This window comes from Pseudomonas sp. DWP2-2, from assembly GCF_049897065.1.
Taxonomy (GTDB): domain Bacteria; phylum Pseudomonadota; class Gammaproteobacteria; order Pseudomonadales; family Pseudomonadaceae; genus Aquipseudomonas; species Aquipseudomonas paracarnis.
This window is the reverse complement of record NZ_JAFCVN010000011.1, coordinates 39,583-55,820: the sequence shown is the minus strand read 5'-3', so window position 1 is coordinate 55,820 and position 16,238 is coordinate 39,583. Positions and strand designations below refer to the sequence as shown.

The following is a 16,238-nucleotide window of genomic DNA, read 5'->3' as shown; positions in this document are numbered from 1 at the left end:
TTCCTAGGTGGCGAAGCGTTCCAACTGCATCTCTTGCAGACGGCTCAGGGTGCGGCGGAAAGGAAACTCCAGGTAGCCTTCGGTGTACAGGCTGTGCAACGGCACCTCGGCGTCGATAAAGAGTGGCACTTTGCGGTCGTAGCATTCGTCCACTAACGCGATAAAACGCCGTACGCTGTCGTCATGCACCGACAACTGTGGCAACTCTCGATCCCCGGCTACTACGCGCTCGGCGCTGTCCTCAGTGCCACGCGCAATCCGGCCCGGGCGTTTCTGTGCACTGAGGTTGGGGACGTTTCCTAGCAGGATGGCGTGGAAGCGATCACATAACAGCATGAAATCCATCGCGGCCAGGGGCTGCTCACACAGGTCGGCATAGCGACACCAAAGCACGGTGTCACTGGCCTGCACCGTCATGATGGTGCGGTACCCTACGCTTACCACCCCGCTGGTCACGGTTTGGCCTTGGCTCAACTGTCGGAACACCGCCGCCAGTGCCTCGGGCTGATTCACCCAATAGCGCTGCATGCCCACGCCGGGATGCAAGCGATGATCTTCGCCACCGTCCACGGCCACCACCTGCATATGCTGCTTGAGCGCGTCGATACCCGGCAGGAAACGCTCACGGTTGAAGCCACCGGCATACAACTGGTCGGGCGGCTGGTTGGACGTGCACACCATCACCACACCCTCTTCGAACATCACTTGGAACAGGCGGCCGAGAATGATCGCGTCACCGATATCATTCACAAACAATTCATCGAAGCACAGCACGCGCACCGCCTGGCTCAGCTCCCTGGCCAACGCCTGCAAGGGGTCCTGGGTGCCCGTGAGCTGGAATAAGCGCTGGTGCACCCACGCCATGAAGTGGTGAAAATGCTGGCGCCGCGCAGGCACGCGCAAGCTTTGGTAGAACTGGTCCATCAACCAGGTCTTGCCACGCCCCACCGGGCCCCACAGGTAAACGCCGGCAATCGACGAACGCCCTTGATGCAAGGCCTCGTGACAGGCTTGCAAGGCTTGTACCGCCCGGCGCTGGGCGTCGTCGGCGACGAAACCTGGCTGGGCGATGGCATGTTGGTAAGCGGCGAGAGGCGAGTCGAAAGTCATGCTTGCCAGTATGACGGACGCAGAGCTGTCCAGGCGCGAAATCTTGGCCTGTTTGCCTGAGGCGAGGATGAGTATTTGCACAACGCTATAGCGGTAGACGGTAACCACGATGCGAAGCGAGCCGCTCTTGATCTTGCTCTTGATCTGCTTTTGATCTTAAGCGCCCCGTTAAACCACGCTGGCCGGAATTCGACAGGGATTTGGGGGGTAAACCGGCAGGGATGCCGGTTTAGCCGCCCCGCGCCATGGATGGCGCGTGGCGGCGGCCCCCCAAATCACTGGCGGATTACGGGCACACCGAGCCTGGGCGAGGTGCCGAGTGGTGGGGCAAGAGCCCTTTTGGTTACTTTTGGCTGGGCCGGCATTCCGGGCTCTTTTCCAAAAGTGACCCGCTGTAAGAGCGGAACCCTAAGTGGCCGTTACCGCAGGAATGGATATGTACTCGGTCTGACACCTGTGTCGGCTGTCAGGCCGCTATCGCAGGCAAGCCAGCTCCCACATTTGGATCGTTGGGGTGTCGGGTAGATAGGCGTCGGCTGGCGGGCCGCCTTCGCAGTTCAAGCCAGCTCCCACAGGTCCACATTAGCGCAACACCGTAGCCCCCTTGCACGCCTGCCCCGCCCTCTCACAGATCTCCCACCCACCACCCAGCGCCTTATAGATCCCCACCACCGCCAAGCGCTGTTCCGTGCGCGCCGCCGTCAATGCCCGGCGGCTGGTGAAGTCCGCGCGCTCGGCCTCAAGCACATCCAGGTACACACCCTCGCCTTGCGCAAACCGCTCGCGCGCAAAGCTGGCTGCCTCACGGTTGGCGGCCGCCTCCAACAGCCGCAAGCCCAGGGCGTTGCCGGCCGTACGGTTGGCCTGGAACGCATCATCGGTTTCCTGCAGGGCCCGCAACACGGTCTGGTCATAAGCGATCAATGCCGCCTGGGTGCGTGCCTCGCTGGCGGCAATCCGCGCTCGTACGCGCCCGGTGTCCAGCAACGACCAGCGAATCACCGGCGCGATAAAGTTCGACTGCATGCCCGCATCGCCCAGGGCGCTGAGACTTCCGGCCAGCAAACCGATGGAACCCTGCACCTGGATATCCGGATACAAGCCAGCGGTTTCCACGCCAATCTGCGCGGTCGCAGCCGCCAGCGTGCGTTCGGCCGCGGCAATATCGGCACGGCGCGCCAGCAAGCCGGCCGGGTCTCCCACCTGCAACGTGCGCAGGTTCAAGGTTTCACGCCCAGGCCGGGCCAGCGGTGGCTTGAACCCCTGGGGCGCTTGCCCCAGCAGCACCGCCAGCGCGTTGGTTGACTTGGCGCGACGTCGCTCCAGGTCAGGCGCTACCGCCTCGACATTGCGCAACAAGGCCTCGGCACGCAGCCGGTCGAATTCGGTGGCGGCGCCGACGCTGACCATCTGCCCCACCAGGCCCAGGCTGTCGCGCTGGCTCTGGCTGATATCCGCGACCACCGCCTGTTCGGCTTCGATCCCTTGTAGCTCGAACCAGGTTGCCGCGACCGTCGCCGCGACGCTCGCTTGCACGCTGCGCAGCAACGCCTGACGCGACCCCGCCTGGGCCTGGGCCGCCTCCACCGAGCGACGCACGCGCCCAAACAAGTCGATTTCCCAGGCTGCATCCACCGCCGCACGGGTGGTTTCAATAGAGCGCTGCTCGCCGAAGGGAGTCTCGACCTCGCTGCGCTGGCGGTGCTCGTAGCCCAGGGCGGCGCCGCCGCTGGGCAGGAAGCCTTGACGGCTTTCGCGCAACAGCGCCTTGGCTTCGTCCAGGCGTGCGGCGGCGATGCCGATGTCGTGGTTGGCCGCCAGTGCCTGTTGGATCAATTGGCTCAATGCCGGCTCGTCAAACACTTGCCACCACTGCACTTCGACCTCGCCCGGACCAAGCCCGGCGATGGGCGCGCCGAAGCTCGTCGCCCGCTGCGCAGCGGGCAGCACTGGCGCGGAATAATCCGGCCCCACCGAGCCGCAACCGGCCAACAGGGTCAACGACAACAGAAAAGCTGGATACGCCTGTTTCATGATGCGCTCTCCTTTAGCTGCACCGTCGGACTCGCCCCCTGACGCTGCACGCGCAGCGCCAGGCTGCGCATCACCACATAGAAAACGGGCGTCAGGAACAGACCGAACAGCGTCACGCCCAACATCCCGGCAAACACCGCAACCCCCATGGCATGGCGCATCTCGGCCCCGGCGCCACTGGCAAACACCAACGGGACTACGCCGGCGATAAACGCCAGGGACGTCATCAAAATAGGGCGCAGGCGCAATTGGCAGGCGTGGATCACCGCTTCCAATGGGCTGGCGCCTTCGGCTTCAAGGCTGCGGGCAAACTCGACGATCAGGATGGCGTTCTTCGCAGCCAGGCCCACCAGCACCACCAACCCGATCTGCACGAACACGTTGTTGTCGCCCTCCACCAGCCACACGCCGAGGATTGCGCTGAGCAGGCACATGGGCACGATCAGCAACACCGCCAACGGCAGCAGCCAACTGTTGTACTGCGCGGCAAGGATCAGATAAGCCAGCAGCACACACAGCGGGAAAATAAACAGGGCCGATGACCCGGCGAGCTTTTGCTGGTAGGTCAAATCTGTCCATTCATAGGTCACGCCCTCGGGCAGTACCTCCTGGGCCAGGCGCTCCATGAGCGCAACCGCCTGCCCGGAGCTGACCCCTGGCATCGCGCCGCCAGAGATATCCGCCGAGGGATAGCCGTTGTAGTGAATCACCCGGTCAGGCCCGGAGCTCGGCGTGACCGTGACAAACGCTGATAACGGCAGCATGTCCCCGGCGGCATTGCGCACCTGCAGGCGGCCAATGGCTTCGGCCTGCATGCGATGGTCCGCGTCGGCCTGGGCCGTGACTTTGTAGGTGCGGCCAAACCGGTTGAAGTCGTTGACGTACAGCGACCCCAGATAGACCTGCAGCGACTCGAACACATCCGCCAGGCGCACGCCCTGGCTCTTGACCTGGGTGCGGTCGATGTCGACATTCAGTTGCGGCGCATTGACGTCCAGGCTGGTCATCAGCCCGGCTACCTGGCCTGACTCAGTGGCTTTGGTCATCAGTACCTGGGTCTGCTGCACCAGCGCCTCCAGCCCGACGCCGCCACGGTCCTCGACCTGCAGCTTGAAGCCCCCGGTTACCCCGAGCCCCGGCACCGGTGGCGGCGGGAACACGCCGAGGAAGCCGTCGGGGATGCTCGCAAACTTGGCCTGCAGACGCCCGGCGATGGCGACCGCCGCCATATCCGGCGAGGTGCGCTCTTTGAACGGATCAAGCATGACGAACATCACCGCCGCATTCGGAACGTTGACGAAGCCGTTGACCGACAGTCCCGGGAACGCCACGACACTCTCGACCCCCGGCTCATCCAGGGCGATTTTCGACATTTGCCGCACCACCGCATCGGTACGCTCCAACGAGGCCGCGTTCGGCAGCTGGGCGATACCGACCAGGTAGTACTTGTCTTGCATCGGCACGAAGCCGGCCGGTACCGCGTTGAAGCCGAACCAGGTCAATGCGAGCAAGCCGCCGTAAGCCAACAGCGCCACGCCACGACGGCCGACGACCTTGCGCACAGTGTTGCCATAGGCTTGCGGCGCACGCTGGAACGGCCGGCCCAGTACCTCCAACAGCCGTGCGGCACGACCACGCAGGCTGCGCGGGTCATGCACCACAGCGGCATGCCGTGGCCGCAGCAACAGGCCGGCCAGCGCCGGGCTGAGGGTCAACGAGTTGACCGCCGAGAGGATGGTGGAAATCGCGATGGTCAGCGCAAACTGCCGATAGAACTCGCCTTGCAGGCCACTGAGAAACGCGGTGGGAATGAACACGGCCGCCAGCACCGAGGTGATCGCAATGATAGGGCCGGTGACCTCGCTCATCGCCCGTCGCGCAGCCTGCATCGGCTCCTCGCCGTTCTCGATATGCCGCTCGACGTTCTCCACCACCACGATTGCATCGTCGACCACGATGCCGATCGACAACACCAGGCCGAACAGCGACAACGTATTGAGGGAGAAGCCCATCAGGTGCATGACCGCAAAGGTGCCGATGATCGATACCGGCACGGCCATCAAGGGAATCAGCGACGCGCGCCAGTTGCGCAGGAACACCACCACCACGATCACCACCAGCAGGATCGCTTCCATCAGCGTGATGGCCACCGACTCCAGCGAAGCGCGCACAAACACGGTGGGGTCATAGGCAATCCGCGACACCAACCCCTCGGGGAAGTTGGTTTGCAGACGCTGCATGGTATCGCGCACCGACTGCGCCACATCCAGCGCGTTTGCCCCCGGGCTCTGGATGATTTGCAAGGCCACCGCAGGCTCGCCGTCCAACAGGCTGCGCAGCGCGTAGGCATCGGCCCCCATCTCGATACGTGCCACATCGCGCAAGCGCGTGACCTGGCCGTTATCGCCGGTGCGAATAATGATATCGCCGAACTGCTCTTCATCCGTCAGGCGCCCGAGGGTATTGACCGTGACTTGGAACGCCGCAGTGGAATCCGGTGCCTGGCCGACCGAGCCGGCCGCCACTTGCACGTTCTGCTCGCGCACGGCGGTGATGACATCGCCGGCGGTCAAGCCACGGGCGGCGATCAGGTCCGGGTCGAGCCACAGGCGCATGCTGTATTCACCCGCGCCCCACACCAGCACATCGTTGATCCCCGGCAGGCGCGACAACTCATCGCGCACCTGCAGGTAGGCATAGTTGGAGATATAGAGCGGGTCATAACGTTGGTCGGGGGACAGCAGGTGGACCACCATGAGGATGTCCGGCGAGGTTTTCTGCGTGACCACGCCCAGGCGCTGCACCTCTTCGGGCAAGCGCGGCAAAGCCCGCGAAACACGGTTCTGCACCTGGATTTGCGCCATGTCCGCATTGGTGCCCTGGGCGAACGTTGCGGTCAGGATCATGCGGCCATCGGTGGCCGACTGCGAGGTCATGTAAAGCATGCCCTCAACCCCGGTGATCACCTGTTCCAGCGGCGCGGCCACCGTCTCGGCAATCACCTGCGGGTTGGCCCCCGGATACGACGCAGTCACTTGCACGGTGGGCGGCGTGACGGCCGGGTATTCGCTCAACGGCAGGTGGAAGAAGGCCACGATGCCGCCGATCATCATCAACACCGACAGGACAATGGCGAAGATCGGTCGGTCAATGAAAAAGCGTGGGAAGCTCATTGCACGCCCCCCACCGCCAGCGGTGCTTCAAGCGGCTTGCCCTCGATGCTGGCAGCCAGTGGTGTTACCTGCATGCCGGGGCGCACCAGGCCTTTGACGACAATGCGCTCGCCCGGTTGCAGGCCCTGTTCGATGACCCGCAGGCCGTCGACCACCGGGCCCAGTTCCACCGGGCGGTACTCGGTCTTGTCGCCCTCACCGACAACCAGCACATAACGGCGGCCCTGGTCGGTGCCGATGGAATGGTCGGCAATCAACACCCGGGGTTGCGCCGAGCCGGTATCCAGCTTGACCTTGGCGAACAGCCCCGGCGTCAAGCGCCCATCCGGGTTCTCCACCACCGCACGCACGCGCACCGTGCCGGTCTTGCGGTCGGCCGAGTTGGCCAGGAAGTCCACGCGCCCTGCCCGTGCATAGGTGGTGTCATTGAGCATCGCCACCATGACCTTGGCAGCTTGCTCGCCCTTGGACCCTGCGTGCTGCCGCGTCGCCGCCAGCGAATGCAGGTAGGTGCGTTCATCCACATCGAAATACACATGCAAGGGGTCGATGGAGACAATCGTGGTCAGGGGTGTTTCCCCGCGGGTCACATAGTTGCCTTCCGTCACCAATGCGCGGTCGATGCGCCCGCTGATAGGCGCGGTGACGCGGGTGTAACTCAGGTCCAGTTGGGCCGTATCCAACGCAGCCCTGGCGGCCTCCACCTGCGCTCTGCCGGCGTTCAACGAAGCAACGGCGGTGTCGAGACGATCACGTGCCACCACCTTCTTGGCATATAACTGCTCGGCACGGCCATGCTCGGCCTGGGCCAGCAACGCATTGGCTTCGGCCTCGCGCAGACGTGCCTTGGCTGCGTTCACTGCCGCCTGGAACATGCGCGGATCGATCACAAACAGTGGACTGCCCTTGGCCACGAACTGCCCTTCGGGCACGCTGACACTTTGCAGATAGCCACTGACTCGCGGGCGCAATTGAACCTGGTCGATGGCGGTCAACGAACCGGTGTACTCCACAAACGGCGTCACCGCACGCGCCACCACCTGGGCGACCGGCACGCCGGGTGGCTTGGCTGCTGCAGCTGGCGGCGCATTGTCCGAGCATCCGCCGAGCATCAATGCTACGGCCAACGCCCCGGTAATGAGGCTTACTGGTTTGGTGCACATCGTTCACCCTCCTTGGAATTTTCAAGACAAACCGACACGTGGGGTTTTTATCCGGCTTGCCATACTGGGAAGGTCAAGCGCTATAAAACCGGGGGGTGTGTTTTTGTCTGGGAAATACTTGGAGGTGAATCAAATGGCGGCCACAGGGGCTTGGTGGCGCTCGGGCTTACCTGTCGAGCGTGGTTGAAGGTGGGAGCTGGCTTGCCTGCGAAGGGATCAACCCGGTTTGGCTGGTAGACCGAGGTGTCTGCATCGCAGGCAAGCCAGCCCCCACATTTGGATTGCGCGGTGTCAGCCAGGTATCTGTGGGCTCAGGCTCAGCTCCACGCCACCACCAGCAAGCCGGCGCCCAACACCAGGCACAACGGCGAATAGAAATAGGTATCCAGGCGAGCAAACCTCGACCCGCCGACCTTCTTGAAAAACCCCACCAGCTCCGAATCCCCAATCGCCCGGGCAAACATCAGCACGGCAATCGCGCTGATACCCCACTGCAACGCCCCGTGGGACACCGGCGAGAAATACAGCCCGGCGCGCAGACACACGAGCAAGGCAATCGCCACCAGCCCCATCGCCACCAGAAAAGTACCCAGAGCCGACGGCTTGAACGCCGGTCGCGGCCCGCTGGCAAACTCTCCGGGCAGTTGCGGGATAGCGGCCAGGCTGCCGAGCTTGCCACCCGCAGCCCAATACAGGTGCACCATGCTGATGAAGGTAAATACCCCGACGATCCACCGCGCAATCACAAAGCTCATGGTCGGCGCTCCACAAAAATGTGCGCATGAGGATAGCCGCCCTGAGTTTTTTTGCAGGCATTTCGTCGGTCGCTGATGATAAAGTGCCGCCCCATGAAACTCGCCCGTGCCGACCGCTCACTCATTGCCTGGACGCTCTACTGCTGCGTCCTGTTCAATGTGTTCGCCTGCAGCATTGGTCATGGGCAAATCGTGGGGATGCAGCTCAACGGCATCAGCGGCCAGTTCTGTACGGTGGACCCACGTACCCAGGCGCCCCTGCCCAGCAATTCTACGGATGAGAGCCTGCCAACGCTGTCGAAGGCGTTTGGTTGCCCGCTTTGCTCTACCGGCGGCATGGGCCCGGCGCTCAACTCCCACCTGAATGTGGCAGTCCTGCCGCAACCCCATGCGCCGCCCGCAGCGGTGGTGCTCGCCGCCGACATTCCCGCCCGCTTCACCTGGCCTGCGGCTAATCCGCGCGCGCCACCTGCCTTCGCCTGATCCCTGCGCGTTCTGATCTGCACCGCTTCGTTTCCGTAAGGAGTACGGGGAGCAGTGCGTTGTTTTCGAGCCAAGTTTTCAGGATTCAACCATGAAACATTTACCCCTGTTGGCGGGCCTGTTCGGCTGCCTGCCTGTTTGCGCCTCGGCCCTTGAGTTGGCGCCAACCACCATTGACGGCGAGCAAAGTGCCGAGCCTGGGCTGGCCCTGGACCAATCCAGCGGCATGGCCTCGCGCCTGGGCCTGAGCGTGCGGGAAACGCCGGCGTCGGTGGCCATTGCTAACCGCAACGATATCGAGCGCCACGGCGCCAAGACCTTCCGTGATGCGGCCAATACCCTGCCCGGCGTCAACGCCAGCGCGCCGCCTGGGTTTGGCGGGTTTGTCTCCTACCGAGGGTTTACCAGCAGCCAGATCACCCAGATGTTCAACGGCATCAATGTCGCCTCGGGCCTGGCGCGACCGGTGGATGCGTGGATCTATGACCGCGTCGAACTGGTAGGCGGCCCCTCCTCCCTGATCAACGGCGCAGGCTCAGTGGGTGGCTCGCTGAACTACGTGACCAAGCTGGCAAGCCGCGAGGAACAGGCCATCGAGGGCCAACTGAGCTATGGCAGTTACGACACCGCCGGTATGGCGTTCGGCCTCAACCATGCGCTGACCGAACCCGGCGCCGAGGTGCAGCACTACGCCCGGCTGGATGTGAGCCGCAACACCAATCACAGCTACATCGACCGCGACCAGCGCGATGCCTGGAGCGTGGCGTTTTCCCTGCTCAGCGACCTCACCCCGAACCTGTCCCACACCCTGGCCCTGGAGTATCAGGACGAACATGAAGACAGCCCGTACTGGGGCACGCCGGTGCTCAACCCCAAGGCCGGTGAGCTGAAGATCGACAAGCACAACCGCTTCAATAACTACAACGTAGCCGACGGCCGTTATGAGCAACGCACGATCTGGGCACGCTCGATCATCGACTACCGGATCAACGACAGCACCACACTGAAAAATACCCTCTACCACCTCGACAGCCAGCGCGACTACCGCAACCTGGAGACCTACCAATACAACGCCGACAACAGCGCGGTGAACCGCTCGACGGCCTATCAGGTGCGGCATCAGGGCGAGCAGAACGGCAACCAGTTCGAACTGCGCCATGACACGAGCGTCTTCGGCCTCGCCACCACTTGGTCCGGCGGTTTTGAGTACAAGATCAACAGCACCACTAACAGCCCGTTGAACGTGCCGGGCAAAAGTATCGTAGACCCGAACCACTACGACCCGGGGCACTTCTATGATATTCCCGGTACCCGGCCAGGTTTCGTCAAGGACAAGACCAACCAGGTGACGACCAAGGCACTGTTCGTGGAAAACCGTCTGGGACTGACGGATAAGCTCTCGCTGCTGACTGGCCTGCGCTATGACGCCATCGATCTGGACGTGACCAACCATCGTACGATCACCGCCACCAACCCGCGACACTTCAAGCGCAGTTGGGAGCCGGTAACGGGCCGGGTGGGCCTGACCTATCAGTTCATCCCCTCCGCCAACGTCTATGTGCAATACAGCACCGCCGTCGAACAGCCCAACACCACTACCCAGGTGTTCGACGTGTCCACCGGCAAGCAATGGGAAATCGGCAGCAAGTTCGATTACCTGGAGGGCCGCGGTTCCGCCACGGTCGCCGCGTACAGGATCGAACGCAAGGACTTCGCCGTCACCGACCCGCTGGACCCGACCAGCAGCATCCCGGTGGGCGCGCAGTCGTCCAAGGGCATCGAACTGGCCAGTTCGTTGCGCATCACGCCGAGGCTATTGGCCGAAGGCAACTTCGCCTGGGTGGACGCGCAGTACGATGAGTTCAACGAGAAAATCGCCAGCGGCGCCGTGGTGTCGCGCAAGGGCAATACGCCAACCAACGTGCCCAAGCGCGTGGGCAACCTGTGGTTGACCTATGACTTTGCCGAGAATTGGCAAGGTGGGGTGGATGCGCGCTATGTCGCCCAGGTGTATGCAGACAATGCCAACACCCAGACCGTACCGGCCTATACGCTGTTCGGCACCTTCCTGCGCTATAAGGTGGATGCGCATACCTCGATAACCGGGCGCGTACGCAACCTGACTAACGAGGTGTATGCCGAGTTTGCCCATGTGTCGCCGGCGTATTATCTGGGATCACCGAGGACCTTTGAGCTGGCCGTACAGACCAAGTTCTAACGCTGCAACGACCGTTGACTTGAAATGCAATTGAATGTGGGAGCTGGCTTGCCTGCGATAGCGGTGGGTCAGCATAAAAATATGTTGTCTGACACTCAGTCATCGCAGGCAAGCCAGCTCCCACATCTTGATCTTCACTCGATACAAAGACCCCGGTTACTTGAGGCTCGCCTCGACCTTCTGCACCACATCTTCCGTCAACCATGCCTTCCACACCTGCGGATGTTCCTTGAGAAACGCCTGGGCCACCTCCCGAGGCGGCGTGTGGTGCTCGCTCATCGTCGCCAAGGCTTTGTTAAGCGGCTCGATGGGAAACTCGACCTTCTCGAAGAACTGGGCAATCTGTGGATGTTCCTGCTGGAACGGCGTCGACACGCCAATGCTCAGCTTGGAAGCCAATGAGCGTGTCGGCTTCGGGTTCGGATTGTCTGCGTCAGTCAGGGTCTTCCACGCATCTGCATCAAATGGCGGTTCTTCCAGCTGGATCAATTTATAGCGCCCCATCAACGGGGTCGGCGACCAGTAATAGAACAGCACGGGCTTGCCCCGGCGAATCGACGAGGCAATCTCCGCATCCAGCGCCGCCCCCGAACCGCTGCGGAAGTTCACATAGCTGTCGTCCAGGCCATAAGCCTTGAGCTTCTGTTTGTTGACCACTTCGGAGGTCCAGCCAATGGGGCTGTTCAGAAAACGCCCCTTGCCCGGAGATTCAGGGTCCTTGAACACGTCCTTGTAGCGCGCCAGGTCCTGCACGCTTTTCAGATCTGGAGCCAGGGGTTTTAGCCCTTTGGAGGGGTCACCCTTGACCACGTATTCCGGCACCCACCAGCCTTCGGTCGCGCCTTTGACGGTATCGCCAAGGCCCGCCACCTTGCCTTCGGCTTCAGCCTTGACCCATACCGGGCTGCGGCCTGCCCATTCCTCGCCGATCACCTGGATGTCATTCTTGGCCAGGGCGGTTTCCAGGGTAATGGTGGTACCAGGCAAGGTGTCAGTGGGCAGGTCATAGCCCTTCTCGACGATAAAACGCAGTACTTCAGTGATCAGGCTGCCGCTTTCCCAGTTCAGGTCGGCAAAATGCACCGGTGCCTGGGCAGCCGATACCGGCAATGACAGACTCAGGGTCGTCAGGCCCGCCGCCAGCAGTGACTTCAATCCTTTCATGCCTGTGCACCTCGCGTTTTCGCAGTCATGGCGAACGGCTTTGCTGCGAATGCGCGAAGCCTCTGAATAGTTAAGTCAACTCAACTGTAGTAGAGGTTCCAAAAGACAAAGATGCACAGCGTATTTATCGCCTACTCGCTGGCCTTGAAGGTCACCAGTTCACCCTTGCGCCATTTGGCGGCTTTGCCAGTCACGGCCTTCAGGGTCTTGGTCAACCCTTCCTGCAATTGCTCATGGGCGGCGAATACCAGCATCACGCTGTGGCCTTCCTTGAACACAATACCCTGGCCTTCGTTCGACGACACAAAGGCATAGTCGCCGAGGCCGTAGACGGTCAACTTGATATCGCGAAACCTCAATTCGAACTTGCCACCTTCGCGGCTGGGTAATACCGCTGCGCGAAAATGGTCACCTACTTTGAGTTCCAGACGTGGCTTGTCGTCCACGACCAGCGCCGTTTCGGTATCGATTTCGGCGATATAAATACCTTCCGGCGTCTGTTCAGTGACGTAGACAAACCGAGATTGAAACTGCTTGACCAACTTTGCGCGCAAATCACCCAGCACGAATAACGCGTGCATATCCAGATTACTGACTGCCAAGGAAACGCCCCCACATCAAAAAAGCACTGACCGCCAAAGCGAACAGCACAAAAAATGGCCGTTACGACACGATACAGAGTCATTAAAAAACTGAAGAGAACTCGTAAGGCTAGTACAAACCTCAACGGCGGACCTCATGGGAAGTCAACCGCGATACAGCAAATCACAGGTTCAACGACCCGAGAATACGGGTCTGCCGACTTCAGAGAATAACCCAATTAAAAATGCAGTTTTCCGACACCCCAACACAAAAAAACATCTGGGCATGGAACCAGTCACGAACTACCGACGACAATACTAGAACAGCAACCAGGGTGAAAACCACCCGAAACAACGCAGACAAGCTATCAGGATCGATCGACAGGAGCTGAGCATGCAACGACGTCAACACGACGCTACGTCTTTCCACACTCGTTCACCATGTCCCGACGAACAGCAATACTACTGCCTGCTGAACCTGAATGGGTACTCCAATTCGGTGCTTTACCAAGTTGTACCCGCAGGAAAGAACTTTTTTCATATTCTTGAAGTGCCCAGCGGCAAGATCAAGGGGTTTCGCAGCGATCACATCAAAGCCTGCGAACTGGCCAAGTCCCTTGAAGCCAAGCTATACGCCTCAGGCGGCGGGATCGTTTCGTCGCCTGGATGACTTTACCGCGCCACTGCCCCTCAACAACTGCCATACTGGCCTGTCCATGGAAGTTTGCCCCCCGCGGGTCAGGTTTCATCAACGCAGTTACCTTGAAGGGAAAGCCATACGTGACGGAATTTGATATTGGCGAATTTATTATCCACGGCGATGCGAGGGAAGTAGACGGTGAGTTTCAAGCGGTCATCATCATGCGAGCAAAACCACCGCTGAACAAGGTCACCGCGCACCAGGTGGAGAAAGACCGCTGGTTCAAAACCGCCGACGCAGCGGCCGTGGCTGGCAAAGAGGCGGCCAAGGCACTGAAAACCGCCGTGGATTGCGGCGCGCTCAATACCTGACAATCCGATAGAACTCTGGCGTGCCCTGCCCCTCACATGCATGACGATAAGCCCGCATGGAGAACGCTATGGACACCACCACCCCAACCCTTGAAACCCTGTTCGAACAACTGGGGCTGGATTCCAGCCAGGAAGCCATCGAACGTTTTACCGCCGAACATCGACTGCCCGATGATGTAAAACTCATCGACGCGCCATTCTGGAGCGAACAGCAGGCGAACTTCCTCAGGGAACAATTGCAGGTCGACGCAGAATGGGCTCCCGCAGTGGATGACCTCAATGCGTTGCTGCATGAGCCTCCCCGCGCTTGATCAATGCAGGCTGTCTGACGCTTCCCTGCGCAATAGCGCTTGCCAGGCAGCCTGGCATTCCTGCGCCTCGTCCCGGCTGGCGAATGCAGTGCCGCGCTGCTCACCGTTGAGCAACACCACCCAGCAAGCTCGCTGGCCCAGGGCTCGCAGGGTTTGGGGTACGCCACTGCCGATCATTACGGCCACATCGACTTTGTTTTGCATGGAGCTTCTCCGCAGCATTAGTTAGCTGGCTAACAATGTTGGCCATGCTACGGCTTTATTCCAGTTGGAAAAAGCTATCCACGGAATAGCTTCATTGCATAAACAGCAACAATGCCGATCCAGGGCGGCCAGCTAGAGAGCCGCCCCCTTCACCGCATCAGGCTTGACGCTGGTGCTTGTCGATCTGCTCGTGGCGCTCTTGCGCTTCGATGCAGTACTTGGTGGTAGGACTGATCAGCAGGCGCTTGAGGCCGATAGGCTCGCCGCTGTCGTCACACCAGCCAAAGGAATCTTCCTTGATGCGTTCCAGAGCACGCTCAAGTTGCGGCAGCATGCGCTGGTCGCGGTCAATGGCGTTTACCAGCCAGGTGCGCTCTTCTTCGACAGAAGCCGCGTCAGCCGGGTCGGCCGGGGTGTCCAGGCTCTCAATGGCGATACGGTTCTGCTCAATGCGCTCGTGGTGCTCCACCTTCATGTCTTGCAGCAACTTCTCGAAAAAAGCGTGCTGTTCGGCATTCATGTAGTCATCCGCCGGCATGGCCAGCAACTTTTCCTTTGTCATTGATTTCTCTATAAAAAATACGTGCATTAAGGCGAATTAGGGAGCGTTCCGGCCGACCTGTGCAGGTCTCGGAAGGGCGCCATCCATTCCAAGCGCCACCCGGCACTCAATTTACGAGGGGCGGCAGTCTAAGGCCGACTTGAGGGCGCAGCAACTGAAAAGACAGGCATTTTTTCCCGATCAACCCCCAAAAGCACCAGGACGGGCTTGGCGAACGGTCATCGGAGTGCGTTTATAGCAAGAAATTCAGTGTTGTGGAGCTATATAGAAGACAAACGGTTGAAAGTGCCTGATCCCCTGTAGGCGCGAGCTTGCTGTGGCGAGGGAGCTTGCTCCCGCCGACTGCGCAGCAGTCTCCGGCTTTTTGGGGGGGCTTCGCCCGCCGCAAGCAAGCTTGCTCGCCACACAAGCTCGCTCCTACAAGGGCAGGTACTCAGCGCTTGAGCTTGCGCTTGTTGCGGTATTGATCGATCACCACCGCCACCACGATGATCAGGCCCTTGATGATGTCCTGGATATACGCATCCACCCCGACAAAGGTAAACCCGCTGGCCATGACGCCAAGGATCAGCGCGCCGATCACCGTGCCGGTGATGCGCCCTACTCCACCGGCCAGGCTGGTACCGCCGATCACTGCGGCGGCAATCGCGTCCAGCTCGTAGGACATACCCATGCCGGCCTGCCCCGTCGCTGCACGTGCCGAGGCCACCACGCCGGCCAGGCCCGCCAGGAGACCGGCGATGCTATAGACGATGATCAGGTGACGCTTGACGTTAATCCCCGAAGTACGCGCCGCCTGCATATTGCCGCCGATGGCATAGGTGTACTTGCCATACTTGGTGTAACGCAGGGCAATGTGGAAGATTACCGCCACCACCAGGAAGATAATCACCGGCATCGCGCCATGGCCGATCGCTGTGTAGGAGTCCGAGAGCATGCTCACCGGCTGGCCTTCGGTGTAATAGCGTGCCAGGCCACGGGCCGAGACCATCATGCCCAGGGTTGCGATAAACGGCGGGATGCCGGTGACCGCGATAATGCTGCCGTTGATTGCCCCCGCTAAAAGCCCTACGCCCAAACCCATCGCCACCGGGATCCACACCGGCAAGTCGGTGAGGGACGGAAACACCGCCCGGGAAAAGTCGGAGGTCTGTGCCAGGCTGGCGGCGATCATCGCTGACAAGGCCAGCACCGAGCCGGACGACAAGTCGATGCCCGTGGTGATGATCACCTGGGTCACACCGATGGCCAGCAGGCCGATGATCGACACCTGCAGGATCATCAGCACCAGGCGCTGGGAGTTCATCAGAAAGCTCTGGTCTCGCACGATCCAACCGAACAATTCAAACACCAGGCCGATACCGATCAGCACCAGGAAGATACTCAGCTCGGTGGGCATGCGTCGACGGTTCTTGACCGGCGCGGTTGCCGGCTTGTTGTCTGTTATTGCGTTCATAACCCATCACCTT

Annotated in this window: 15 protein-coding genes; 5 read left to right on the top strand and 10 right to left on the bottom strand. The window is 61.0% G+C overall.

The features are described 5' to 3' along the window. Positions 1 to 3: 3 nt before the first annotated feature. From zapE to ACP7CZ_RS21275, 5 genes are all read right to left on the bottom strand, one after another. The gene (gene zapE, locus ACP7CZ_RS21295; protein WP_054897794.1) at positions 4 to 1,110 is read right to left on the bottom strand and encodes a cell division protein ZapE; all 1,107 of its coding nucleotides are present in this window, start codon (positions 1,108 to 1,110) and stop codon (positions 4 to 6) included. A gap of 582 nt (positions 1,111 to 1,692) precedes the next feature. Next, positions 1,693 to 3,144 (bottom strand): efflux transporter outer membrane subunit, encoded by a 1,452-nt coding sequence (locus ACP7CZ_RS21290; protein WP_032901662.1) that lies wholly within the window; start codon positions 3,142 to 3,144, stop codon positions 1,693 to 1,695. Next, entirely contained in the window at positions 3,141 to 6,317 is a 3,177-nt protein-coding gene (locus ACP7CZ_RS21285; RefSeq protein WP_034125681.1) for an efflux RND transporter permease subunit, read from the bottom strand. Before ACP7CZ_RS21285 ends, ACP7CZ_RS21290 begins: the two co-directional genes overlap by 4 nt. Continuing rightward, entirely contained in the window at positions 6,314 to 7,480 is a 1,167-nt protein-coding gene (locus tag ACP7CZ_RS21280) for an efflux RND transporter periplasmic adaptor subunit (RefSeq protein WP_198791065.1), read from the bottom strand. Before ACP7CZ_RS21280 ends, ACP7CZ_RS21285 begins: the two co-directional genes overlap by 4 nt. A 317-nt stretch (positions 7,481 to 7,797) precedes the next feature. Then, complete coding sequence (locus ACP7CZ_RS21275; protein ID WP_034125683.1) at positions 7,798 to 8,235, bottom strand: DUF3995 domain-containing protein; 438 nt, start codon at positions 8,233 to 8,235, stop codon at positions 7,798 to 7,800. Positions 8,236 to 8,328: 93 nt separating this feature from the next. Here ACP7CZ_RS21275 and ACP7CZ_RS21270 point away from each other — a divergent pair, with 93 nt between their 5' ends. Both ACP7CZ_RS21270 and ACP7CZ_RS21265 read left to right on the top strand, forming a co-directional pair. Further along, entirely contained in the window at positions 8,329 to 8,718 is a 390-nt protein-coding gene (locus ACP7CZ_RS21270) for a DUF2946 domain-containing protein (RefSeq protein ID WP_060763661.1), read from the top strand. Between the two features lie 91 nt (positions 8,719 to 8,809). Beyond that, the gene (locus ACP7CZ_RS21265; RefSeq protein WP_294157420.1) at positions 8,810 to 10,936 is read left to right on the top strand and encodes a TonB-dependent receptor; all 2,127 of its coding nucleotides are present in this window, start codon (positions 8,810 to 8,812) and stop codon (positions 10,934 to 10,936) included. 156 nt (positions 10,937 to 11,092) lie between these two features. Here the strand turns inward: ACP7CZ_RS21265 and ACP7CZ_RS21260 are convergent, their stop codons facing one another. After that, positions 11,093 to 12,100 (bottom strand): ABC transporter substrate-binding protein, encoded by a 1,008-nt coding sequence (locus ACP7CZ_RS21260; RefSeq protein WP_054918511.1) that lies wholly within the window; start codon positions 12,098 to 12,100, stop codon positions 11,093 to 11,095. A gap of 131 nt (positions 12,101 to 12,231) precedes the next feature. Further along, a complete protein-coding gene (locus ACP7CZ_RS21255; protein WP_052199932.1) occupies positions 12,232 to 12,681 on the bottom strand; it encodes a hypothetical protein in 450 nt (149 codons plus the stop codon). Positions 12,682 to 13,075: 394 nt separating this feature from the next. On the opposite strand from ACP7CZ_RS21255, the gene ACP7CZ_RS21250 reads away from it, so the two are divergent. The 3 genes from ACP7CZ_RS21250 (at position 13,076) to ACP7CZ_RS21240 (ending at position 14,003) form a co-directional block, all read left to right on the top strand. Further along, positions 13,076 to 13,351, top strand: a complete 276-nt coding sequence (locus ACP7CZ_RS21250) for a hypothetical protein (protein WP_032872432.1) — start codon at positions 13,076 to 13,078, stop codon at positions 13,349 to 13,351. A gap of 110 nt (positions 13,352 to 13,461) precedes the next feature. Beyond that, positions 13,462 to 13,692 carry a hypothetical protein gene (locus ACP7CZ_RS21245; protein ID WP_034125688.1) on the top strand — a complete coding sequence of 77 codons (231 nt, stop codon included), beginning with the start codon at positions 13,462 to 13,464 and terminating at the stop codon, positions 13,690 to 13,692. Between the two features lie 68 nt (positions 13,693 to 13,760). Then, complete coding sequence (locus ACP7CZ_RS21240; protein ID WP_034125689.1) at positions 13,761 to 14,003, top strand: DUF2789 domain-containing protein; 243 nt, start codon at positions 13,761 to 13,763, stop codon at positions 14,001 to 14,003. Here ACP7CZ_RS21240 and ACP7CZ_RS21235 read toward each other — a convergent pair whose 3' ends face one another. The 3 genes from ACP7CZ_RS21235 to ACP7CZ_RS21225 all read right to left on the bottom strand — a co-directional run bounded on the left by ACP7CZ_RS21235 (position 14,004) and on the right by ACP7CZ_RS21225 (position 16,225). Then, positions 14,004 to 14,207, bottom strand: a complete 204-nt coding sequence (locus ACP7CZ_RS21235; RefSeq protein WP_034125690.1) for a hypothetical protein — start codon at positions 14,205 to 14,207, stop codon at positions 14,004 to 14,006. A gap of 157 nt (positions 14,208 to 14,364) precedes the next feature. Next, positions 14,365 to 14,769, bottom strand: a complete 405-nt coding sequence (locus tag ACP7CZ_RS21230) for a TraR/DksA family transcriptional regulator (RefSeq protein WP_003191666.1) — start codon at positions 14,767 to 14,769, stop codon at positions 14,365 to 14,367. Positions 14,770 to 15,202: 433 nt separating this feature from the next. Then, complete coding sequence (locus ACP7CZ_RS21225; RefSeq protein WP_003191668.1) at positions 15,203 to 16,225, bottom strand: ABC transporter permease; 1,023 nt, start codon at positions 16,223 to 16,225, stop codon at positions 15,203 to 15,205. Positions 16,226 to 16,238: the final 13 nt, after the last annotated feature.